This is a genomic window from Achromobacter sp. ACM05, assembly GCF_019218915.1.
Lineage (GTDB): Bacteria > Pseudomonadota > Gammaproteobacteria > Burkholderiales > Burkholderiaceae_B > Achromobacter > Achromobacter animicus.
The window spans coordinates 120,395-142,536 of sequence record NZ_JAHUWQ010000002.1 but is presented as its reverse complement, the minus strand read 5'-3'; the positions used below and the strand labels follow the sequence as shown (position 1 = coordinate 142,536).

General features: G+C 68.1%; 25 protein-coding genes. 19 read left to right on the top strand and 6 right to left on the bottom strand.

Going from position 1 to position 22,142, the window contains the following annotated elements:
* Window positions 1–4: 4 nt before the first annotated feature.
* The 6 genes from KW836_RS11560 to KW836_RS11535 form a co-directional block, all read right to left on the bottom strand.
* Window positions 5–964 (bottom strand): proline dehydrogenase family protein, encoded by a 960-nt coding sequence (locus KW836_RS11560; RefSeq protein ID WP_218343392.1) that lies wholly within the window; start codon window positions 962–964, stop codon window positions 5–7.
* A gap of 131 nt (window positions 965–1,095) precedes the next feature.
* Window positions 1,096–2,004 carry a DMT family transporter gene (locus tag KW836_RS11555; RefSeq protein ID WP_218344258.1) on the bottom strand — a complete coding sequence of 303 codons (909 nt, stop codon included), beginning with the start codon at window positions 2,002–2,004 and terminating at the stop codon, window positions 1,096–1,098.
* A 206-nt stretch (window positions 2,005–2,210) separates the two neighbouring features.
* The gene (locus KW836_RS11550; protein ID WP_218343391.1) at window positions 2,211–3,458 is read right to left on the bottom strand and encodes a D-amino acid dehydrogenase; all 1,248 of its coding nucleotides are present in this window, start codon (window positions 3,456–3,458) and stop codon (window positions 2,211–2,213) included.
* Window positions 3,459–3,565: 107 nt separating this feature from the next.
* Window positions 3,566–4,003, bottom strand: coding sequence for an Rrf2 family transcriptional regulator (locus KW836_RS11545; protein WP_175185039.1), 438 nt, complete (start codon window positions 4,001–4,003; stop codon window positions 3,566–3,568).
* Window positions 4,004–4,062: 59 nt separating this feature from the next.
* Complete coding sequence (gene hmpA, locus KW836_RS11540; RefSeq protein WP_218343390.1) at window positions 4,063–5,280, bottom strand: NO-inducible flavohemoprotein; 1,218 nt, start codon at window positions 5,278–5,280, stop codon at window positions 4,063–4,065.
* Between the two features lie 88 nt (window positions 5,281–5,368).
* On the bottom strand, window positions 5,369–5,875 hold the full coding sequence (locus KW836_RS11535) for a 4'-phosphopantetheinyl transferase superfamily protein (RefSeq protein WP_370633020.1): 507 nt from the start codon (window positions 5,873–5,875) through the stop codon (window positions 5,369–5,371).
* 268 nt (window positions 5,876–6,143) lie between these two features.
* On the opposite strand from KW836_RS11535, the gene KW836_RS11530 reads away from it, so the two are divergent.
* From KW836_RS11530 to KW836_RS11440, 19 genes are all read left to right on the top strand, one after another.
* Window positions 6,144–6,866, top strand: coding sequence for a beta-ketoacyl synthase chain length factor (locus tag KW836_RS11530; RefSeq protein WP_218343388.1), 723 nt, complete (start codon window positions 6,144–6,146; stop codon window positions 6,864–6,866).
* Complete coding sequence (locus KW836_RS11525; RefSeq protein WP_218343387.1) at window positions 6,863–7,711, top strand: 1-acyl-sn-glycerol-3-phosphate acyltransferase; 849 nt, start codon at window positions 6,863–6,865, stop codon at window positions 7,709–7,711. Before KW836_RS11530 ends, KW836_RS11525 begins: the two co-directional genes overlap by 4 nt.
* Complete coding sequence (locus tag KW836_RS11520) at window positions 7,708–7,968, top strand: phosphopantetheine-binding protein (RefSeq protein WP_218343386.1); 261 nt, start codon at window positions 7,708–7,710, stop codon at window positions 7,966–7,968. The genes KW836_RS11525 and KW836_RS11520 overlap by 4 nt, the downstream gene beginning before the upstream one ends.
* A gap of 16 nt (window positions 7,969–7,984) precedes the next feature.
* The gene (locus KW836_RS11515; protein WP_056569797.1) at window positions 7,985–8,239 is read left to right on the top strand and encodes an acyl carrier protein; all 255 of its coding nucleotides are present in this window, start codon (window positions 7,985–7,987) and stop codon (window positions 8,237–8,239) included.
* Window positions 8,236–8,784, top strand: coding sequence for a hypothetical protein (locus tag KW836_RS11510; RefSeq protein ID WP_218343385.1), 549 nt, complete (start codon window positions 8,236–8,238; stop codon window positions 8,782–8,784). Before KW836_RS11515 ends, KW836_RS11510 begins: the two co-directional genes overlap by 4 nt.
* Before the next feature lie 3 nt (window positions 8,785–8,787).
* The gene (locus KW836_RS11505; RefSeq protein WP_218343384.1) at window positions 8,788–10,494 is read left to right on the top strand and encodes an AMP-binding protein; all 1,707 of its coding nucleotides are present in this window, start codon (window positions 8,788–8,790) and stop codon (window positions 10,492–10,494) included.
* Window positions 10,481–11,233, top strand: coding sequence for a glycosyltransferase family 2 protein (locus tag KW836_RS11500; protein WP_218343383.1), 753 nt, complete (start codon window positions 10,481–10,483; stop codon window positions 11,231–11,233). The genes KW836_RS11505 and KW836_RS11500 overlap by 14 nt, the downstream gene beginning before the upstream one ends.
* On the top strand, window positions 11,230–12,153 hold the full coding sequence (locus KW836_RS11495) for a glycosyl transferase (RefSeq protein WP_218343382.1): 924 nt from the start codon (window positions 11,230–11,232) through the stop codon (window positions 12,151–12,153). The genes KW836_RS11500 and KW836_RS11495 overlap by 4 nt, the downstream gene beginning before the upstream one ends.
* Window positions 12,146–12,598, top strand: a complete 453-nt coding sequence (locus KW836_RS11490) for a thioesterase family protein (protein ID WP_218343381.1) — start codon at window positions 12,146–12,148, stop codon at window positions 12,596–12,598. Before KW836_RS11495 ends, KW836_RS11490 begins: the two co-directional genes overlap by 8 nt.
* Entirely contained in the window at window positions 12,586–13,245 is a 660-nt protein-coding gene (locus KW836_RS11485) for an outer membrane lipoprotein carrier protein LolA (protein ID WP_218343380.1), read from the top strand. Before KW836_RS11490 ends, KW836_RS11485 begins: the two co-directional genes overlap by 13 nt.
* Window positions 13,229–15,583 carry a hypothetical protein gene (locus tag KW836_RS11480; RefSeq protein WP_218343379.1) on the top strand — a complete coding sequence of 785 codons (2,355 nt, stop codon included), beginning with the start codon at window positions 13,229–13,231 and terminating at the stop codon, window positions 15,581–15,583. Before KW836_RS11485 ends, KW836_RS11480 begins: the two co-directional genes overlap by 17 nt.
* A 40-nt stretch (window positions 15,584–15,623) precedes the next feature.
* Complete coding sequence (locus KW836_RS11475) at window positions 15,624–16,871, top strand: NAD(P)/FAD-dependent oxidoreductase (RefSeq protein WP_218343378.1); 1,248 nt, start codon at window positions 15,624–15,626, stop codon at window positions 16,869–16,871.
* A gap of 35 nt (window positions 16,872–16,906) precedes the next feature.
* Window positions 16,907–17,464, top strand: coding sequence for a DUF3261 domain-containing protein (locus KW836_RS11470; RefSeq protein ID WP_218343377.1), 558 nt, complete (start codon window positions 16,907–16,909; stop codon window positions 17,462–17,464).
* Window positions 17,461–18,660, top strand: coding sequence for a beta-ketoacyl-[acyl-carrier-protein] synthase family protein (locus KW836_RS11465; RefSeq protein WP_218343376.1), 1,200 nt, complete (start codon window positions 17,461–17,463; stop codon window positions 18,658–18,660). The genes KW836_RS11470 and KW836_RS11465 overlap by 4 nt, the downstream gene beginning before the upstream one ends.
* Complete coding sequence (locus KW836_RS11460) at window positions 18,657–19,112, top strand: hotdog family protein (RefSeq protein ID WP_218343375.1); 456 nt, start codon at window positions 18,657–18,659, stop codon at window positions 19,110–19,112. The genes KW836_RS11465 and KW836_RS11460 overlap by 4 nt, the downstream gene beginning before the upstream one ends.
* Window positions 19,109–19,840, top strand: coding sequence for a 3-oxoacyl-ACP reductase FabG (gene fabG, locus KW836_RS11455; RefSeq protein WP_218343374.1), 732 nt, complete (start codon window positions 19,109–19,111; stop codon window positions 19,838–19,840). The genes KW836_RS11460 and fabG overlap by 4 nt, the downstream gene beginning before the upstream one ends.
* Entirely contained in the window at window positions 19,840–21,066 is a 1,227-nt protein-coding gene (locus KW836_RS11450) for a beta-ketoacyl-ACP synthase (protein WP_218343373.1), read from the top strand. The genes fabG and KW836_RS11450 overlap by 1 nt, the downstream gene beginning before the upstream one ends.
* Before the next feature lie 64 nt (window positions 21,067–21,130).
* Window positions 21,131–21,571 carry an excinuclease gene (locus tag KW836_RS11445; protein ID WP_218343372.1) on the top strand — a complete coding sequence of 147 codons (441 nt, stop codon included), beginning with the start codon at window positions 21,131–21,133 and terminating at the stop codon, window positions 21,569–21,571.
* Between the two features lie 94 nt (window positions 21,572–21,665).
* Complete coding sequence (locus KW836_RS11440; protein WP_056569773.1) at window positions 21,666–22,124, top strand: GatB/YqeY domain-containing protein; 459 nt, start codon at window positions 21,666–21,668, stop codon at window positions 22,122–22,124.
* Window positions 22,125–22,142: the final 18 nt, after the last annotated feature.

The window sequence follows — 22,142 nt, the reverse complement described above, 5'->3', positions numbered from 1 at the left end:
GCGGCTACCCGAAGTAATGCCCGTCCGCTTTCAGCGAACGGGCCAGGAGCCACGCGTTGCGAGGATTTTCCCCCACCCGGCGGATGGCATACGGCCACCAGTCCGCGCCAAACGGGAGATAGACCCTGACGTTATAGCCCAACCGGCGCAGCGCGATCTGCCAGTCCGGCCGCACGCCGTAAAGCATCTCAAATTCGAAACTGCCGGCAGGCCAGCCGCGCTCGCGCGCCAGGTCAACGATGGCGCCGGCCAGCCGGTCGTCGTGCGTGCCGAAGACCGGGTAAAAGCCAGAGTTCCGCGCCTCGCGCGACAGCATGATGGACGCCGCGTCCAGATAGGCCTGGTCGATGCGCGCGCGCCCGGCGTGGTCAAGCTCACGCTCGGGGAACGCACCCTTTACCAGCCGCAGCGAGGTGCGCTGCCGGATCGCCCAGGCCAGGTCCTCCGGCGTGCGGCGCCGCCGCGCCTGCAGCGTGAGGCCGGCGGGGATGCCCGCTTCCAACAGCGTGCGATGCAGCGTGCAGGTGCGGTCGCGGATGCTGGAATCTTCCATGTCCAGCACCAGCCAGTCGCAGCCTTGGCCGCCAAAGCGCTGCACCGCCGTGCCGATGCGCCGCGCGTTTTCCTCGCCCAGCGTGTCATCGCGCATGTAGCCGATGGCCGTGGGATCGACGGAGACGTGCACGTCCAGGCCGGCCGCGGCCAGCGCCCGGCATGCGTCGACGGCCTGATTGACGTTATGGTCGATTGCAGCGCGGTCCGCCACGTATTCGCCCAGATAGAAGAGCGAGGCGCGGATGCCGTGCGCCACGCGCAGCTTCACGGCGGTCCGCACGGCCTCGTCCACATCGGCGCCGCCGACGAAACGGCGCGCCAGCGACGTCCGGGCGGCCATCGCGCGCATCATGTGGCCGACCGCCGGGCTGCGGGCCAGCGCAATCGTGGTCTTCTGGAAAATGCTCATTGCCTCACCGCGCAAAGCGGCCACTATGCGGCGGCCGCGGGCGCCTGTCTTGAACGCCCGTGAATGCGTGGCCAGGCATTACCCCCTCCGGCGCAAGGCCAGCGCCGGACGTGAGCACCCGTGATTGCCGGCTAGGCCTTGCCTGCCGCCAGCGCGCGTCCGGCGCCGAACAGCGGCCGCTGCACGGTCTGCGCCAGCAGCACGCCCGCCAGGGTGACCACGCCACCCAGCAGGTGATAGCTGTGCAGGCGTTCGCGCAGCATCACGAAGGCGGCCAGCGCCGTAAAGAGCGGCAGCAGGTTGATGAAAATGCTGCAGCGGTTGGGCCCCAAGCGCTGCACGCCTTCGATCCACAGATACGACAGCAACACCGACGAGAAGATGCCGGCATACAGAATGAGCGGAACCGTATTGACGTCCAGCGCCGCTTGCGCTGCCGGCATGCGCAGGTAGAGCGGGAACATGTAGATCAGCGCGAAGATGGACTGCACGAAGGTGGACTGCCAGGCGGGCACCGGCACTTTCCAGTGGCGCAGCAGCACGCCGTACAGCGCATACGACAAGGCGGCCAGCAGCATCAGGCCGTCGCCCACGTGCACACCGTGCTGGAACACGCTGAGCATGTCGCCCTGCCCCACCAGATACAAAAGGCCCAGGAACGACAACGCGCCGCCCGCGGCCATGCCGAGCGTCAGCGGATCGCGCAGGATCACCACGCTGAGCAACATGCTGAGCAGCGGAATCAGCGCCGTCAGGATGGCCATGTTGGTGGCGGTGGTGGTCTCTGCCGCCCGGTAGGACAGCGCCTGGAACACGGCCGCCGACAGCGCGCCGTACAGCGCCAGCTTGGGCCAGTGCCGCAGGATGACCCGGCGGTTGCGCCACGCCGGACGGGCGGTGAACAGGCCCATCAGGAACAGCGCCAGCAGCAGGCGGTAGAAGGTGATGGCGGTGGGCGAGATGGCGCTGGCGGCCATCTTGGAGACGATGACGTTGCCCGCCCAGAACAGGATGGCGAACAACGGAAAGAGAAAGGACATGGCGATGAACTCGAAGGATGGATCGGCTCCTTCGCTGCCGCCGATTGCGGCGGCGTGCAAAGGATGATCGCTATCCTATTGAGTCGGCATCAGCCCGTCTGCCGATGAAATGGCACCGGCTATTGCGAAATGGACATTGCCTATTGCGGCGCGCAAGGCGACAGAGGCAGCGCTCAGGCGCCAGGCTCCAGGTTCGGGCTTAGCGTTCAGGGCTTGAACGGCGCCGGGTCCAGCGGCAACTCCATTCCCCCCATCTGCGCGGTCAGCAACGCCGCGCTGCCGCAGGACAAGGTGAAGCCCAACGCCCCCTGACCCACGTTCAACCACAAATTGTCCGCCGCGGGGCTGCGGCCGATCAGCGGCTTGCCGGTCGGCGTGGCCGGGCGCAGACCCGCCCACGGAATGGCCTGACGCAGGTCGAGCTGCGGGAAAGCTTCGAGCACCTGCTGCTTGAGCAGACTGATGCGCGCCGGGTCGATGTCGGCGTTGTTGCTGCCGATTTCCACCATGGCCGCGATCCGCAGCACGCCGCCCACGCGGGCGTAGACGATGCGCCGTTCGTAATCGGTGACGCTGATGCGGGGCGCTACGGTGTCGTCCGGCGCCAGCGGCACGGTCAGGCTGTAGCCCTTCAAGGGATAGAGCGGCACGTCGTGGCCCAGCGGACCGAGCAACGCCCGCGTGCCGATGCCGGTGGCCAGCACCACGGCATCCGCGCCGATGTCGCCGTCGCGCGTGTTGACCGCGACGATGCGGCGGCCTTCGCGCTGCAGGCCGGAGACGGGATTGGACATGGCGCACTGCACGTTACCCATCGTTTGCAGACGGTCGAACAGCGCTTCGGTGAACTGCCGGCAGTCGCCGGCTTCTTCGCTGGGGGTGTAGATGGCGCCCGCCAGGCTGGCGCCCATGCCGGCCAGCGCGGGTTCGCGCGCCACGGCCTGCGCGGCGTCCAGCACCTGTTGGTCTGCGCCGTGCGCCGCCTGGTAGGCCACCAGCGCGCGCGCCTTTTCCAGCAGATCGGGGCTGCGGTACGCAATGAGCTTGCCGTTCTTCAGGTGGCCGAACGCCAGCTCTTCCTGTTCCAGCAGCGAATGCATGACGTCGCGGCTAAGGTAGGACAGCGTCAGCATCTGCGCGGTGGACGCCTTGGCCACCGATGCGCGGCAGGCCAGCGCGAACTGCAGGCACCAGCGCCATTGATGCGGGTCCAGCCGGGGCCGGAATCGCAGCGGCGAGTCATGGCGCAGCAGCCATCCCGGCACGCTGGGCAGCACGCCGGGTCCGGCAAGCGGCGCCACATAGCTGTAGCTGAGCTGGCCGCCGTTGGCATAGCTGGAGACTTCCGCCGGGCGGGGCTGGCTGTCGACCAGCACCACCTCATGACCCTGGCGCGCCAGGAAATAGGCCGACGTCACACCGACCACGCCGGCGCCGATCACACAAACGCGCATACCGTTATCCAAGAAGACCGCGAACGGGCCCATTCTGTAACGGCCGCCCCCGCGCCGGCAAATGCCAAACGCCGCAGGGGCCATAACCAAACATCATGCCCGGGGCTTCAGGCCACCCGATGCAGCTTGATGATGGCGGCGGCGGTGGGTTCGCGGACCAGATCGGCCAGCGTGTAGCCATTGAGCGTGTCGTAGAACGCCTGCAGCGTCTTCGCCAGCACGCCGGACAGCCGGCACACGCCATCCAGGGCACAGGGCGGTTCTCGGCAATCGATCAGGGGGCCCTGCTGTTCGAGTTCCCGCACCAAATCGCCCACCCGGTACTCCGTGGCGGGACGGGCGAGGCTGAGTCCGCCGCCCTTGCCGCGCGTGGTGCTGACCCAGCCGCGCTGCGACATGAAGTGCACCACCTTCACCAGATGATTGCGGGACAAGCCGAAGCGATCCGCGATCTCGGGAATCGTGACGGCGACGGGCCGGTCGCGGCATTGCGTCAGATACATCAGGACGCGCAGGCCGAAGTCGGTGAATCGGTTCAGTTGCATGATGGGTGGGGAGCGTGGCCCGGGCGGCCCGGAAACATCAGGCCGCCAGGATACACCGCTCAGGCGCCGGGGCCGCCAGTGCCGAACGCCTCGGCGTGGATGCGGTCTTCGGCCACGCCCAGCCCCAGCAACGCTTCACGCTGGGCACGCATGAAGGCCGCCGGTCCACACAGGTAGTAATCGGCGCCGGGAACGATGGCTTCATCGCGAATGGCGTGCAGGTCGACGCGCCCCGTGTGGTCGTAGTCGCGGCCGGCCTGATCGCCGTGGCCCACCTCTTCGTAGAACACCGCCTTGCGCACGTTGGCGCGGGACGCCGTAATGTCGTTCACGTGTTCGCGCATGGCGTGCACCGAGCGGTTGCGGCAGCCGTGCACGAAGCGGATCTGGCGTTCGTCGTTGGCGCGCACCAGGTGGTTCAGGATCGACACCATGGGCGTCAGGCCCACGCCACCGCTCAGCAGCACGACGGGGGCATCGCCGTCTTCGCGCAGGTGGAAATCACCTTGCGGCGGCGCCACGTCCAGCACGCCGCCCTCTTCCAGACGGTCGTGCAGCGCGTTGGACACGCGGCCCGCCGGCGTCTGATCGCCGGCCGGCTCGCGCTTGACCGAGATGCGCAGGCGATCGTGGCCCGGTGCGTCCGACAGGCTGTATTGGCGCGGTTGCATCAAGCCCAGTTCCGGCACGAACACGCGCACGGACACGTACTGACCCGGCCGGTATGCCGGCACGGTGCCGCCGTCTGCAGGGGCCAGGTAGAAAGAAGTGATTTCGGCGCTTTCGGGCTGCTTGCCCACGACGCGGAACGCGCGCCAGCCCGTCCAGCCGCCCGGCTTGTTGGCCGATTCCGCATACAGGCGCGCCTCTTCGGCGATCAGCAGGTCCGCCAGTTGGCCATAGGCCGCGCCCCAGGCATCGACGAGTTCGTCGGTGGCGGCATCGCCCAGCACTTCACGGATGGAAGCCAGCAGATGCTTGCCCACGATGGCGTAGTGTTCGGGCCGGATGCCCAGGCTGACGTGCTTGTGCACGATGCGCGTCACCACCGGCATCAGCACCGAGGGATCGTCGATGTGCTCGGCATACGCGGTCACCGCGCCGGCCAGCGCATGCTGCTGCGCGCCGCCCGCCTGGTGGGCCTGGTTGAACACGTGCTTGAGTTCCGGATTGTGCTGGAACATGCGCGCGTAGAAATGCTTGGTCAGGGCGACGCCATGAACCTTCAGGACAGGGGCCGTGGCCTTGACCAGCTCGCGGATTTGGGGGCTCAACATCAACTGCTCCTTGAATGGCGAACGGGCTCGCCTTTAAACATATATTTATAATACATCTTTAAATCCGAACGGCGAAATCGGCAGGACATCAAGCCGTTTCGGTACGCCAGCGGCCAAGCATTTCCACCACGGGCAACGCGCACCCTGCCGCGCCGACCCAGGCCGGTTCCAGTCCATCGACCGCAGAGCCATCAGGCGACTGCCACACCACGGACGCCATCCAATCGGCCCCGGCGCGATACGAGCAAGCGCCCCAACTGCCCCGCGGCGAGCGCAGCGCCAAACCAGACGGTGACGCCTGCAGCCCCACCAATGCCATGTCCGCGGGAAAATCCAGACCCGCAGCCTTGATGAAGGCCTCCTTCAACGTCCATAGCTGATAGAAGCGAAGCAGGCGGGCGTCCTCCGGCAGTGCGGCCAACATGTCGCGTTCTGCCTGTGAGCACACCCATTGCGCCAGGCCTTCGACGCTACGAGGCCGGATGGCTTCCAGGTCGATGCCGACCTTCCAGCCCGGCCACGCAGTGGCCAACAGGGCATGACCGCCGCTGTGGCTCAGTGACGTGGCGCCCGGTTGCGGACGCGCAACGCGCACGTGATGCAGCAACGCACGGCTGACCCGCCAGTCGCGCAGGGCCTTGCCGCTGCGAATCGCGGGCGCTCTGAGAGCATCATCCGCGCACAGGTGTTCAACACCATAGAGTGAGGCGGCACTTTGATCAGCCCACCAGATTAAAAGTTCCTGAACACCCAAAGCCGAAAGTAACTATTCGAAAAAAATACGGTTAAAATGGGTTATTTTGTGTAATTTGTAACTGTTCAAAACAATCGAAGCGCAGTTTGCCATAGTAGAATCGCGCGCTATGTTGACTTTCTCCATCTCGCAATGGCAAGGTTGGACACCAGGATTTCAGGACCCGAGCAGTTGGCAGGACTGGGCTGAACAGCCGTACTGCCCCCTCGGAGATCAGGCCGCCCCGCGCCTCGACTTCTTGCCCCCCATGCAACGACGCCGCCTCAGCCCCTTGGCTCGCGGCGTGTTTGCTTGCGCGTGGCCGCTGGCCGACGGCTACCCGGACATGCCCTTCGTGTTTGCCTCGCAACATGGAGAAACGACGCGCAACTTTGGGCTGCTGGACTCGCTAGCCGCCGACGAACCCTTGTCGCCCACGGCTTTCGGCCTCTCGGTCCACAACTCGATTGCCGCACAGTGGTCGATCATACGCCGCGAAACGACAGAGTCCGTCGCGCTGTCCGTCGAGGACGACGGCCTGGAACACGCCTTTCTTGAAGCCGCCCTGCTGTTCGATCAGGGGCACGACAACGTGCTCGTGGTGCTGGCCGAAGAATCGCCGCCTGCGCCCTACGCGCCGTGGGTCGACGACGTGCCGTTCTCGTATGCCGCCGCCTTCCGGCTGCGCCCGGGTAGCGACTGGACGCTGACGATGGACGCCGCCGGCGCTGACGGCGCGCCGCCGCCCGTCTGGCCCAATCCCCTCAACCTCATGCGCCACCTTGCATTGCAGACCCCGAGCTGGCGGCATGCGAACCGCAGCCGTCAATGGACCTGGACCCGAACCGCATGACCTCCCCGGCTCAAATCCGACAAGATTTCTGGCTATGGCGCCTGATCGCCACCGGCATGGCCTTCGCCATATTCGGCATAGGCGGCGTGCTGCTGCGCCTGATGGTGTTTCCGCCGCAGCGCCTCTTGCCCGGCGACCGCCAGGACCGGCAGCGCCGCGCGCGCTGGGCGTTGAATGGCACCTTCCGGCTGTTCATCCGCTTCATGGTGCGCGTGGGCATCCTGACCGTGGACTTCAAGGGCGCCGAGCGCCTGGGCCGGCCGGGCCAGATGATTCTTGCCAATCACCCGTCGCTGCTGGACGTGGTGTTCCTGGTCGGGCACGTCAAGAACGCCAACTGCATCGTCAAGCATGGGCTGGCCGCCAATCCCTTCACGCGCGGTCCCGTCGCGAACGCCGGCTACATCACCAACGACGAGAGCTTCGACATGTTCGACCGCGCCGCGGATGTGCTGCGCAACGGCGAAACGTTGATCGTCTTCCCGGAAGGCACGCGCACGCCGCCCAATGCCATGCCCCAATTCCATCGCGGCGCCTGCGCGATTGCGCTGCGGGGCGCGCAGGTCGTGACGCCGGTCGTCATTCGCATGAACCCGCGCAGCCTGACCAAGGGCGAGCCCTGGTATCGGATTCCGCCCTCGCGCATGCGGTATGTCATCGAGGTCGGTGAAGACATCGACCCGGCCACGTGGAGCTGCGCGCATCCGCTGCCCATCGCGGGCCGCAAGATGAACGCCCACCTGCATGCCTATTTCGAAGCCGAGCTGGCGCGCAGCGCGCCGGCCGGCGCCCCAAATGAACGCGCGGTCACCCAGGACAGCGCTAGTGGAGTCAACGCTGGATGAATCAACTGGAACTTGAGCTGAAAACGCTCGTCATCGAGTCCCTCGGCCTAGAAGACATTACCCCCAATGACATCGACCGCGAAGCCGCGCTGTTCGGCGATGGACTCGGCCTGGATTCGGTCGACGCGCTGGAGCTGGGCCTGGCGCTGCAAAAGCGCTATGCGATCACCATCGATCCCGAAACACGCAACATGCGCGAGCATTTCGCCAGCATCGCCAGCCTGGCGGCATTTGTCACTGCGCAACGCCGCGACTGACGCATACGGAGTCCCCATGCACACCCGCGACGAAATCTTCAACACGCTGCGCGGCGCCCTGGTCGAACTGTTCGAGATCGAACCGGAACGGATCACGCCCGACGCGCATTTGTACACCGACCTGGAAATCGACAGCATCGACGCGATCGACCTCATCGATCACGTGCGCCGGCAGACCGGCCGCAAGCTCGACGCCAACGACTTCCGCACGGTCCGCACCGTCGAGGACGTGGTGCAGGCCATGATGCAAAAGCAGGATCCGGCCGCATGAACCGTGGCGTCGCGGCCGCCTTGGCCGCCGCCGCCATGGCCTACCCATTCATCGTGTACGCGACGCTGGACCGCGTGAGCGCGGCATGGCTGGCGTTGCCGCTGGCGCTGTTGTGGCTTGCCCGCGGCTTGACCGCGCGCGCCGCGCAGCCTGGCGACAGGCTGCTGCCCACCGCCGCGCTCATCTTCTGCCTGATTCTGGCCGTATCCAATTCCGAGAACTGGCTGCGCTGGTATCCCGTGCTGGTCAACGGGATGATGCTGGCCATCTTCGGCGCCAGCCTGCGCTCGGGCATGCCCGTCGTGGAACGCCTGGCGCGCCTGCGCCATCCCGATCTGCCGCCCGAGGGCGTGCGCTACACCCGCAACGTGACGCGCGCTTGGTGCCTGTTCTTCGCCGTGAACGGCATGATCGCCGCCGCGCTGGCGGCCTGGGCGCCGTGGAGCTGGTGGGTGGCTTACAACGGCGGCGCCAGCTACGTGCTGATGGGCCTGATGGCCGCCGGCGAATGGCTGATCCGCCCCGCCGCGGCGAAGGCAGCCTGAGCCATGGTTTGGACGCCCCTTCCCCAACTGCTGTTGCCCGCTGCTTGCGCGGATGCGAACGCCGTGGTCGCGGACGGCCCGGCGATCACACGCCAGGACTTCGCGCAGGACAGCCTGCGCATCGCGGGCGCCCTGCGCGCGCGTTTGGTAAAGCGCGCGGCGCTGTCGTTCGACGACGCCGTCGAACTGGCGAGCGCGCTGTTCGCGTGCTGGCGCGCGGGCGTCGTGGCCGTGCTGCCCGGCGACAACCAGGCGCAAACCTGCAACGGCCTGGACGGCACCGTCGATGCGTGGCTGACGGACGCCGACTTGCCCTTGCCCGCCGCGCGGCAATGGCGACTGGCCGACCTTCGCAGCCACCCGGCGCTCGACGCGGCCGAACTGGATGTATCCCTCACGCTGGTGGTCTGCACCTCCGGCTCCAGCGGCACGCCCAAGCACATCGCCAAACAATGGCGCCAGCTCTCGGAAGAGGTTCAGGCGCTGCAGCAGCAATGGCCCGACACGCAGACACCCGTGCTGGGCAGCGTGTCCGCGCAACACATGTACGGCCTGCCCTTCCGCGTGCTGTGGCCGCTTTGCGCGGGCCGTAGAATCGACCGGCGCCAGCGGCTCTACCCCGAGGACCTGCAGCAGGCGAGCCTGCGCCATCCCTCGTTTGCCTGGATCGCCAGCCCCGCGCTGTTGCGGCGCCTGGGCCAGCGCCTGGACTGGACGCAACTGCGCGGACGACTGATCCGCATCCATTCCTCGGGGGGCCCGCTGCCGCTGGAAGTGTCGGACGACATCGAACGGTCGCTCGGGCTGCGTCCCACCGAGATCTACGGCAGTTCGGAAACGGGCGCGGTCGCCTGGCGCACCGGCGACGCCGATTGGCAGCCGCTGCCGGGCGTCGCCGTCGACCTGAATGACGATGGCGCCCTGCGCGTGTCGTCGCCCTGGGTGCAGGCCGACGAGCAGCAGACCGCGGATGGCGCCGAGCTCACCGCGAACGGCTTCAGGCTGCTGGGCCGGCTGGACCGCATCATGAAGATCGAAGACAAACGCGTGTCGCTGCCCCTGGTGGAGCGCGCGCTGATGGAGCATGTCTACGTCGCCGACGTCCGCCTGGGCAAGGCCGCCGGGACCCCGCGTCTGGCCGCGCTGGTGGCGCTGTCCGCACACGGTCTTCACGCCTTGCGCAATCAGGGCCGCAAAGCGGTCGTCGACGCGCTGCGCGGCCATCTGGCCACCCGCGTCGAATCGCTGGCGGTGCCGCGTACCTGGCGGCTGCTGCGGCATCTGCCCGCCAATGCCCAAGGCAAATTGCCGCAAACCGATTTCGAAACCGCCGTCGGCCCGCGTCCCCTGGCCCCCGCTGCGATTGCGGCCGATCTGCCCGGGCAGCCCGGCAACGAGCGGCGCTACACGCTGGACATTCCCTACGACCTGGCCTATTTCAGCGGCCACTTTCCCACCGCGCCGGTCGTGCCGGGCGTGGCGCAGATCACCTTGGCCACGTCGCTTGCGCAGCGCGACCTGCTGCCCGAACTGCACTTTGCCGGCATGGAAGCGCTGAAATTCCAGCGTCTGCTGCGTCCCGGCGATACTGCCGTTCTGACGCTCAAATGGGACGCCACCAAACAGAAGCTGTACTTCGCGTTCACGGTGAATGACTCGCCGTGCTCGTCAGGCCGCATACTCCACGGGGCAAGCCATGACGCCGCATAAGCTGTGCGCGGTCATCCCCGTGTACAACCACGGCGGCACCGTCGCGGCGGTGGTCGCGCAGCTTGCCGCGCATGGCCTGCCCTGCGTGCTGGTGGACGACGGCTCCGAGCCCGGCTGCGCCGCCGTGCTGGACGAACTGGCCGCGCAACCCGATACGCAACTCGTGCGCCGCGCCGTCAACGGCGGAAAAGGCGCGGCCGTGCAGGACGGCCTGCGGGCCGCGATGAAGCTGGGGTACTCGCACGCCTTGCAGGTGGACGCCGACGGCCAGCATGCGCTGCACGACATCCCGCGCTTTGCGCAGATGTCGCGCGAGCAGCCGGACGCCGTCATTTGCGGCGCCCCCGTCTACGGCGACGACGTGCCGCGCAGCCGCCTCTATGGCCGCTGGCTGACCCGCCTCTGGGTCTGGATCAATACCCTGTCCTTGGACATCCCCGACGCCATGTGCGGCTTTCGCGTCTATCCGCTGGCACAAGTCGTCCCCGTGATCAACGGGACCCACGTCGGCCGGCGCATGGACTTCGACATCGCCGTCCTGGTTCGGCTGCATTGGAAAGGCGTGCGCATGGCATGGCTGCCCACGCGCGTGGCCTATCCCGAGGGCGGCATCTCGCATTTCAAGGGCCTGCAAGACAACGTGCTGATCAGCCGCATGCACGCGCGGCTGTTCTTCGGCATGCTGGCCCGATCGCCGCTGCTGTTGTGGCGCCGGCTGACCCGGAGCGCCCCGCGATGAGCGCCGCCGATCCGCACTGGGCCGGACAGCGGGAACGCGGCAGCCCCATGCTGATGCGTCTGACGGCCTGGGCCGCGCGCACGCTGGGCCGGCGCGCGGTGGCCCCCGTGGTCTGGCTGGTGGTGCTGTATTTCTATGCGTTCGGCCCGCGTGCCCGCCGCGCGATTGCCGCGTATCAATCGCGCGTGACCAGCGCCGGCGACCTTGCCGCGCCGCTGCCGCGCGCCTTTCCCGTGTACCGGCAGTACCTGGCCTTTGCCGTCGCCATGCTGGACAAGCTGGACGTGTGGCAGGGCAAGATCACGATGGCGCGCCTGGACATGTCGGACCCCGACGGCCTGCATGCACAGATGGGCCAAGGCCGCGGCCAGATCCTGGTGGGCTCGCACCTGGGCAACATTGAAGTCTGCCGCGCGCTGGCGGAGCAGACGGGTGCCCTGCGGCTCAACGTGCTGGTCCACAGCAAGCACGCCGTTCACTTCAACCGCCTGCTGGACGAGGCCGGCGGCGGACTGCGCATGATCCAGGTCAGCGAGCTGGACGCCGCCGTCATGCTGGATCTGGCCAAGCGCCTGGACCGCGGCGAATGGCTGGCCATCGCCGGCGACCGCGTGCCCCTGCACGGCGACCGCACGGTGCCCGTGCAGTTCCTGGGCGCCACGGCGCTGTTTCCGCAAGGGCCGTGGCTGCTGGCCGGTCTGCTGGGCTGCCCGGTGAATTTGCTGTCGTGCACCCGGCACGGCGGCCGCTACCGCGTCGCGATGGAACGCCTGACCACGCGCATCGAATGGACGCGCGCCACCCGGCAGACGCAGATCGCCGCGTGGACACAGCGCTATGCCGACCGCCTGGCCGCGCATTGCCGCGAGGCGCCGCTGCAGTGGTTCAACTTCTACCCATTCTGGAAAGACGATGCGTAAACGTGGCGCGATCGGCGCGGCAGTCGAAATCCGTGTGCCCTTCTTCGATGTCGATTCGATCAACGTCGTGTGGCACGGCCACTACGTGAAGTACCTGGAGCAGGCGCGCTGCGAGCTGCTGGACCGGATCGGCCACAACTACGACGCGATGCGCGCAAGCGGCTACGCCTGGCCGGTGATCGACCTGCATCTGCGTTATGCCCAGCCCGCGCAGTTCGGCCAGCGCCTGATCGTGCGTGCCGAACTGGTGGAATGGGAGCACCGGCTCAAGATCAACTACCTGATCCAGGACGCCGAAACCGGACAACGGCTGACGCGGGCCACGTCCGAACAGGTGGCCGTCTGCATCGCCACCCGCGAAATGCAACTGGCCTCGCCCGCCGTCTTCGTCGCCGCGGTCCAAGGCGCACTTCATTCCCAGGAGGCTGGCGCATGTCCTGCCTGAACACTCTTTCGCGCTTGAACATCTTTCAGCGCTTGAACCTGTCCCAACGCCTGAACCGGTTCCTGTGCCTGCTGACGCTGGCGATGCTGCCGTTCACCGCCAGCGCATTCGACCTGAACGACCTGCAGACGCAACTGCGCGCGACGCCGATCGTGCGCGGCCAGTTCGTCCAGCAGAAATTCCTGCGGTCGCTGCCCCAACCGCTGACCAGCCGGGGCGACTTCACGCTGGCGGCGGGAAAGGGCCTGCTGTGGCTGCTGCGCACGCCCATTGCGCAGGACCTGCGCATCAACGCCAACGGCATCTCGCGCCGCGACGAATCGGGGGCATGGCAAGCGCTGCCGCAGCACACCGGCGCGGGCCGTGAAAACCAGCTCTTCCTGTCGGTGCTGGCGGGCGACACCCGCGGGCTGCAGGAAAACTTCGACCTGACGCTGACGGGCGAGGCCAAGGCCTGGCAACTGACGCTGACCCCGCGCTCGGCACTGCTCAAGCAGATCTTCAACACCATACAGATTGACGGCGCCGTGCTGGTCGACCGCATCGAACTGCGCGAGACGCAAGGCGACCGCAGCGTCCTACAGATGACCGGCGCGGTCGCGGCTGATGCCCTGACGCCAGAGGAACAGCGTGCATTCGCGGATTGAACGCTGGCTGCCCCGCCTGTTCAAGCTGGGGCTGCTGCTGGTGCTTCTGGCCGGCGTCTGGCAATGCCGCCATGGCTGGCCGGTGTCGGCCCACCTGATGGAGCTGGTGCCGCAGGGCGCCAATGACGCCACGCGCCAACTGGCCGAGGCCCGGATCCAGGAACCGCTGTCGCGCCAGCTCATCGCGCTGGTCGCCGCGCAGGATCCCGCCCGAACTGGCGCCGACGCCCAGGGCGCCGACCCCGCACAACCGGCGCGGCTGCTCGCCCGGCGCTGGACGGACAGCGGACTCTTTTCCGTTGTGCAGGTGGAACTGAACGTGGACCTGGCCGCCGTGCGCGAGCAACTGGTGGCCGGCCGCCTTGCCATGCTGCCGCTGGCGGACCGCCGCCTGCTGGACATGGACCCCGCCGCCTATGCCCAGCGCCGGGCGCGTGAGTTGTCCGATCCCTTCTCCTCATCGGGTCTGGTTCCCGCCGACCAGGACTGGCTTGGGCTGACGCGCCGCGCCGAACAGGCGCTGCGGCCCGGCGCAAGCGTGCAATACGACATGGGATCGGGCACCTTGCAGGCGCAGCAGGGCGGACGCCGCTGGGTGCTCGTGCGCGCCGAGACCCGCGGCGACGCGTTCGACGCGGATGCGCCGCAACGTATCGCCGCGCAGATCGACCAGGATCGCGAGGCACTGCAAGCCGCCGGGGCACAACTGCTAGTCGCCGGCGGCGCGCTCTACGCCGCGGCCGGCAAGGCGCAGGCGGTCGCGGAAGGCAGCTGGATCGGCTCCGGCGCCACGATCGGCATCGTGCTGGTCCTCTTGCTGGCGCTGCGGCGCTGGCGCGTGCTGCTGGCCTTCGTGCCGGTGGCCGTCGGACTGGTCACGGGCGCGGTCGCGTGCGTCGCGGTGTTCGGCTCGATCCACGTCCTGACGCTCGTCATCGGCGCCAGCCTCATCGGCGTGGCGGTCGACTTTCCCATGCACTGGCTTGGCAAAAGCTTCGGGATGCCGGACTGGCAGGCCTGGCCCGCGCTGCACCGGGTCCTGCCGGGCCTCACGATCAGCCTGGCCGCCAGCCTGGTGGGATATGTCGCACTAGCATTCACCCCATTTCCCGCGCTGACCCAGACCGCCGTGTTTTCCGCGGCGGGTCTGCTTGGCGCGTACGCCTGCACCGTCTGCCAGCTGCCGGCGTGGATGCGCGGCTGGCAGCCGCGTCCGTGGCTGCCTTTGCTGCACTTTGCCCAGGCCGCGCTCAAGACGCGCGAGCGGCTGGCGACGCGGCGCAGCCTGCTGTGGGCGGGCTTGCTCGTCATGGCGGCGGTCGCGGCCGGCGGCATTGCGCGGCTGGGCATCCAGGACGATCTGCGCCAATGGCTCAGCCTGCCCGCGCCGCTGATGCAGCAGGCCCGGCAGATCGGCGAGATCACCGGCTACGTGCCGACGAGCCAGTTCTTTTTGGTGCGCGCGCCCGATCCCGACGAACTGCTGCGGCGCCAGGCGTTGGTCGCGCAGCAGCTCGATGCGCTGGTCCAGCGCGGCGGACTGGCCACCTACAACGCGCTGAGCCAGCTTGTCTCCCCCGCCGCCGACCAGCAGGCGCTGGGCCGCCGCTTGGCCGAGCTGGCCGGCGAGCCGCAGGCGTGGAAGCCCATGACGGACCTGGGCATTCCGTTCGAAGCCGTGGCTGCCGAGCTGCGGTCGCTTGCGGCGCTGCCGGTCGTCGGCATCGACGCCGCGCTGCAAGGCCCGCAGGCCGAACGCTGGCGCGCGCTGTGGCTGGGCCAGCATGGCGGCGAGTACGCCGGCATGATCTCCCTGCTGGGTCTCAGCGATCCGGCCGCGCTGCAAGCCATTGCGCAGGCCGCGCCCGGCGTCACGCTGGTCGACCGCAGCGGCGAACTCAATCGCATGTTCGCCGCCACGCGCATCGAAGCCGCCGAACTCAAGCTCCTGTCCTATGTGGCCGCGGCCGTGCTGCTGCTCCTGACGCTGGGACGCACCGCCACATGGCGCATTCTGGCCGTGCCGCTGGCGGCCACCGTATGCAGCCTGGCCGCGCTGGGCTACCTGGGCCAGCCGTTGACGCTGTTCAGCCTGTTCGGCCTGCTGCTCGTGTCGGCCATCGGCGTGGACTACGCCATCTTCATGTACGAACGTGTCGCCGGCGCCGCCGCCAGCCTCGTCGGCATTCTGCTGGGCGCGGTCACGACGCTGCTGTCGTTCGGACTGCTTGCCCTCAGCCACACGCCCGCCATCGCCAACTTCGGACTGGCCGTGGCGCTGGGCGTGGCGTTTTCGCTTTTATGGGCGCCCTGGGTCGGTCCACCGCGGCGCGCCTGAGACCAGCCTCTTTCATCAAGCAATCATGGAAACAACCAGCATGGAACATCGGGAAGTTGTGGTTATCGGAGCGGGCCCCGCCGGCGCGGTCGCCGCCGCCCTGCTGAAGCGGCAGGGGCATGACGTCCTGGTGCTGGAGCGCCAGCAGTTCCCCCGGTTCTCCATCGGGGAAAGCCTGCTGGCGCATTGCCTGGAGTTTGTCGAAGAGGCCGGCATGCTGCCCGCCGTCGAGGCCGCGGGCTTCCAGGTCAAGAACGGCGCGGCGTTCGCGTGCGGCGACGCCTACACCTACTTCGACTTCCGCGACAAGTTCACGGCTGGCCCCGGCACGACCTTCCAGGTGCAGCGCGCGCAGTTCGACAAGGTGCTGGCCGAGGACGCCGCCCGCCAGGGTGTCGAGGTGCGCTACCAGCAGGAAGTTACCGCCGCCGACTTCGGCGACGCCGGTCCCCTGCTGGACGTGCGCCGCGCGGACGGCAGCGCCTATCAGGTCAAGAGCCAGTTCGTGCTGGACGCCAGCGGTTACGGGCGCGTCCTGGCCCGCCTGCTGGACCTGGAGCGCCCTTCCGCGCTGCCGCCCCGCAAGGCCATCTTCACGCACATCGAAGACCGCATCGACGATCCGGGCTTTGATCGCGAAAAGATCCTGATCACGGTCCATCCGGAGCAACGCGGCATCTGGTATTGGCTGATTCCCTTCTCCAATGGCCGCTGCTCGTTCGGCGTGGTCGGCGGCGAAGACCTGTTCGGCGGTCCCGGCGAAGATCTGATGACCACGCTACGCGCGATGGCCGATGCCGCGCCCAACCTGAAGCGCGTCCTGAAGAACGCCGTGTGGGACACGCCGGCCAACACGATCGGCGGCTACTCCGCCAGCGTGACGCGCCTGCATGGTCCCGGCTACGCCTTGCTGGGCAATGCCGCGGAGTTCCTGGACCCGGTGTTCTCGTCCGGCGTCACCATCGCGTTGCGCTCGTCCAAACTGGCTGCCGATGCCTTGCACCGGCAACTCGGCGGTGCGCAGGTCGACTGGCAAGCCGAGTTCGCCGACCCGCTGATGATCGGCGTGGAAACCTTCCGTGCGTACGTGCAAGGCTGGTACACCGGCGAGTTCCAGGACGTCGTCTTCTACCAGCAGGCGCAGCCGGAAATCCGTCGCATGATCAGTTCCATTCTGGCGGGCTACGCCTGGGACACGAGCAACCCCTTCGTGGCCAACCCGCAGCGCCGCCTGCGCGTGCTGAGCGAACTGTGCCGCGCAGGCGGCACGGTCGCCCAGCCCGCCTGAACCCGCATCGACCTGCATTCACGCAGCAACCCGTCATGATCGCCTTTCCCGCCCCGTTCCTGTCCGCCTGCCGCGCCTTCGCGGCAACGTTGGCGCTGCTGGCCCTGGCCGCCTGCGCGGGCGCGCCGCCCCTGCCCGCCCGCGACGCCGCTTTTTCGCTGCCGCGCCAGTTGCATGTGGTGCAGACGTCGCCCGGAGCGCCCGCCGTGGACCTGCTGCTCGTGGTCCAGCGCGAAGACGCCGCCTTGCGCTGGTCGCTCTTCGACCCCATGGGCGTGCCGCAGGCGCGGCAGATGCTGGAAGGCGGTCAATGGCGCAATGACGGATTCATGCGCCCCAACGCGCAGGCGCGCGATCTGTTTGCCGCGCTGATGTTCGCCTGGACACCGGCATCGGAGCTTGACGCGGCCTACGGCTCGGCGTCGTGGCGCTCGGCGCCCTCGCAAGCCGGGACGGCACAACGCCTGCTGCTCGACGGCGGCAAGGTGCGCTGGACCGTCACCTATCCCGCCGACGCGCAAAGCCAGGCATTGTCGATCCGCACCAACGACGACGTGACGTGGCGGATCACCCCCCTGAAGGAGCAGCCATGACGACCTGGCTTGGCACCCCCGGCGTCGTGTGCGCGCTGGGCGCCGGCGTGGGCGCCGTCGGTCGCGCCGCCTTTGCCGGCGATACGACCGGCATGCGTGCGCAGGACGGCTGGGTAAACGGCCGCACGCTGACGCTGGGCGCCTGCACCGATGCATTGCCGCCAGTGCCTCAGGAACTGCCCGCGCATCACCACAGCCGGAACAACCAGTTGCTGCTCGCGTCTGCCGTCCAGATCGAGGACCGCCTGCGCGGCGCGATCGACCGCTACGGCGCGGGCCGCGTCGCCGTGGTGCTGGGCACCAGCACGTCCGGCGTGAACGATAACGCACCCGCCTTCCGCCATCTGCGCGCGCTGGGCGCCTGGCCCCCCAGCTACGACTACCGCCGTCAGGCCCTGTCCTCGCCCGCCGCCTTCCTGGCGCAATGGCTGGGCGCCACGGGTCCGGCCTACACCCTGTCCACGGCCTGCACATCCAGCGCCCGCGCGCTGTTGTCCGCGCGCCGGCTGCTGCAGCTTGGCCTGTGCGACGCGGTGGTCTGCGGCGGGGCCGACACGCTCTGCCGCCTGACCATCAACGGGTTCGCCACCCTTGAAGCCGTCGACGAGGCGCTGTGCACGCCCTTCTCGGCCAACCGCCGCGGCATCAACATCGGCGAAGCCGGCGTCCTGTTCCTGATGGAACGCGACCCCGCGGATGCCAACGCCGTGGCGCTGCTGGGCGGCGGCGCCAGTTCCGACGCCTGGCACATGTCCGCGCCCGATCCCACCGGCGAAGGCGCGCGACGCGCCATGCAGGCCGCGCTGGACTCGGCGGGCCTCCAGGCCGCCGACATCGGCTGGCTGAACCTGCACGGCACCGGCACCCCGCACAACGACGCCATGGAAAGCCACGCCACGCGCGCCGTGTTTCCGCAGGGCGTGCCCTGCGCGTCGACCAAGGCGCTGACCGGTCACACGCTGGGTGCGGCCGGCGCGCTGGAAGCCGTCCTGGCCTGGATCACGCTGTCCGCGGCCAACGTGCACGGCGCGCTGATGCCGCACGTCTGGGACGGCCAGCCGGACCCGGCGCTGCCGGCGCTGGAATTCAGCACCGCCACGCACCGCTATGCGGCGGGCCGGCGGCGGCTGGCAATGAGCAACTCGTTCGCCTTCGGCGGCAACAATGCCAGTCTGGTGCTGGGAGGCCAATCATGACGACGTGGCCGATTGCCAGCCTGCTGCCGCACGCGGGCGACATGATTCTGCTCGATGCCGTGATCCGTCATGACGCGGACAGCCTTACCGCCCGAGCCGTCGTCCGGCCCGGCCCCTACTCGCTGCCGGACGGCTCGCTACCCCCCTGGCTGGGCATGGAACTGATGGCGCAGGCCGTGGGCGCGTGGGCGGGATGCCAGGCCCGGCAGGCGAACGAAGCCGTCAAGCTCGGTTTCCTGCTTGGCACGCGCCGCTACGAATGCCACGACCCGTCGTTGCCCGCGGGCGCCCAACTCACCGTCCATGTCGAACGCGGCCTGATCGACGCCAGCGGCATGAGCGTCTTCGAATGCGTGCTGCGCGACGACACGCGCGTGCTGGCCAATGCCCGGCTCAACGTCTATCAGCCCAGCGACCCCAACACTCTTATGCAGGAAGAAGCCCCCGAATGAGCGCCGACCCCATCCTCGTCACCGGCTCGAGCCGCGGCATCGGCCGCGCCATCGCGCTGGCACTGGCCGACGCCGGCCATGATCTGGTGCTGCATTGCCGCCAACAACGCGCACAGGCCGAGGCCGTGCAGGCCGACGTGCAGGCCCGCGGCCGCCAGGCGCGCATCCTGCAGTTCGACGTGGCCGACCGCGCGCAGTGCGCCGCCGTGCTGCAGGCGGACGTCGAGACGCACGGGGCCTATTACGGCGTCGTGCTCAATGCCGGCCTGACCCGCGACGGCGCATTTCCCGCCTTGACCGGCGACGACTGGGACCAGGTGCTGCGCACCAACCTGGACGGCTTCTACAACGTGATGAGCCCGCTGGCGATGCCCATGATCCGGCGCCGCACCGCGGGCCGCGTGGTGTGCATGACCTCGGTCTCCGGACTGGTCGGCAATCGCGGCCAGGTCAACTACAGCGCGTCCAAGGCCGGCCTCATCGGGGCCGCCAAGGCCCTGGCCGTGGAACTGGCCAAGCGCCACATCACCGTGAACTGCGTGGCCCCCGGCCTGATCGACACCGACATGATTGACGAGCAAGTACCCGTGGAAGAAATCCTGAAGGCCATCCCGGCGCAGCGCATGGGCCGCCCCGAAGAAGTCGCCGCCACCGTTGCGTTCCTGATGTCGCCGGGCGCCGCGTACATCACTCGCCAGGTCATCGCCGTGAACGGAGGGCTGTGCTGATGAAACGGGTCGTCGTCACCGGCATGGCCGGCATCAGCGCGCTGGGATCGGAATGGCAGGCGATCCAGCAGGCTTTCCAGCAAGGCCGCAGCGCCATTCGGGTCATGCCCGACTGGTCGCGCTACGTGGAACTGAATACCCGCCTGGGCGGTCCGGTCGAAGACTTCCAGGCGCCGGCCCACTGGACGCGCAAGCAGCTGCGCAGCATGGGACGCGTCTCGCAGCTGGCTGTGCGCGCCGCGGAAAACGCGTTGGCCGACGCCGGCCTGCTGGGCGAACGCAGCATCACCGATGGACGCATGGGCGTGGCGTGCGGATCGTCCGTGGGCAGCACGGCGGAGATCCGCGCTTTCGGCAACATGCTGCTCAACGGCGTCACGGACGACCTGAACGCGAACTCGTACGTGCGCATGATGCCGCACACCACCGCGGCAAACATCGGCATCTTCTTCGAACTGAAGGGCCGCATCATCCCGACTTCCAGCGCGTGCACATCCGGCAGCCAGGGGATCGGCTACGCCTATGAGGCCATCCGCTACGGCCGGCAGGATCTGATGCTGGCGGGCGGCGCCGAAGAGCTGTGCCCGAGCGAGGCGCTGGTGTTCGACGCGCTGTACGCCACCAGCCAGAAGAACGACACGCCCGAACTGACGCCCCGCCCCTACGACCGCGACCGCGACGGGCTGGTGATCGGCGAAGGCAGCGGCATGCTGGTGCTGGAATCGCTGGAACACGCCCAGGCCCGCGGCGCGCACATCCATGCGGAGATCGTGGGCTTCGGCAGCAATTCGGACGGCACGCACATCACGCGTCCCGAAGCGGCGACCATGCGCATCGCGATGGAGATGGCGCTGGCCGACGCCGGCCTGCCGCCCGAGGCGATCGGCTACGTGAACGGCCACGGCACCGCGACCGAACAGGGCGACGTGGCCGAAACGCAGGCAACTTCCAGCCTCTTTGGCGGCCGCATGCCGATCAGCTCGCAGAAAAGCTACCTGGGCCACACGCTGGGCGCGTGCGGTGCGCTGGAATCCTGGTTCAGCATCGAAATGCTGCGCAACGACTGGTACGCCCCCACGCTGAACCTGCAGCACGTCGACCCGCTGTGCGGCGAGCTCGATTATCTGACCGGCGACGGCCGGCGCATGAGCAACGAATACGTGATGAACAACAACTTCGCGTTCGGCGGCATCAACACCTCGCTGATCTTCAAGCGCTGGCCATAACGTCCGCCGGCGCCGCTTTTTTGGCTTTCCCGCTTTTCCAACGTCTCATCAAGGAATGCAAATCATGAACCTCCCTTGCAAGCTCGCTGGCGCGCTGGCAGTGTCGTTTGCCCTGTCCGCCCCGGTCCTGGCCGCGGATCGCACCGTCCACCTGCCCATCGCGGCCGCCATCAAGGCCGCGCAGGACGCCGGAAAGATCGACGGCAGCGTCAAGTTCTACCTGGCTGGCACGGGTCCCAAGGGCAAGGTGGTGGAGGCCGGCGTGGTCACCAACCGCAAGACCAACGCGTTTGCGAAGAAGGACGAAGAGGCTTGCCTCTGGGTCGCCCAGTCCGCCGTGATCTCGCTGCATGAAGCCGCCAAGAAGGCCGGCGCCAATGCCGTCACCAATATCGTCAGCTACTACCGCAAGAACGAGTACCGCAGCACCACCGACTACGAGTGCCACGCGGGCGCCATGGTTGCCGGGGTCGCGCTGCGCGGCGACCTGACCACGGTGAAGTGATCCACGTTGACTTGATCCGCGGGCCGGGGCGCGCCCGGCGCGTCCCGGCCCGGTTTACACTTCCCGATTACCGCAACACCACAAAGGTTTACCGATGAGCACTGCTACGCTCAAGACCCGCCTGTCCGACGCCGTCAAGGACGCGATGCGCGCCAAGGCCAGCGAGCGACTGACCACGCTGCGTTTCCTGCTGGCTGCCGTCAAGCAGAAGGAAGTCGACGAACGCCGCGACCTGTCCGACGCCGAAATCACCGCCATCATCGAAAAACAGGTCAAGCAACGCCGCGAGTCGATCGCCGCGTTCGAGCAGGCCGGCCGCACGGAAACCGCCGAGCAGGAGAAGGGCGAACTGGCCGTGCTGCAGGAATTCCTGCCCCAGGCCGCCACCCCCGAGGAAGTGGCCGCCGCCATCGACGCCGCGCTGGCTGAAGTCGCCGCGCAAGGCGTGACGGGCGCGCCCGCGATGGGCAAGGTGATGGCTATCCTGAAGCAGAAGCTGGCCGGCCGCGCCGACATGACGGCGCTGTCGCAACAAGTGAAGGCCCGCCTGTAAAGGTCGCATTGTCGGGCC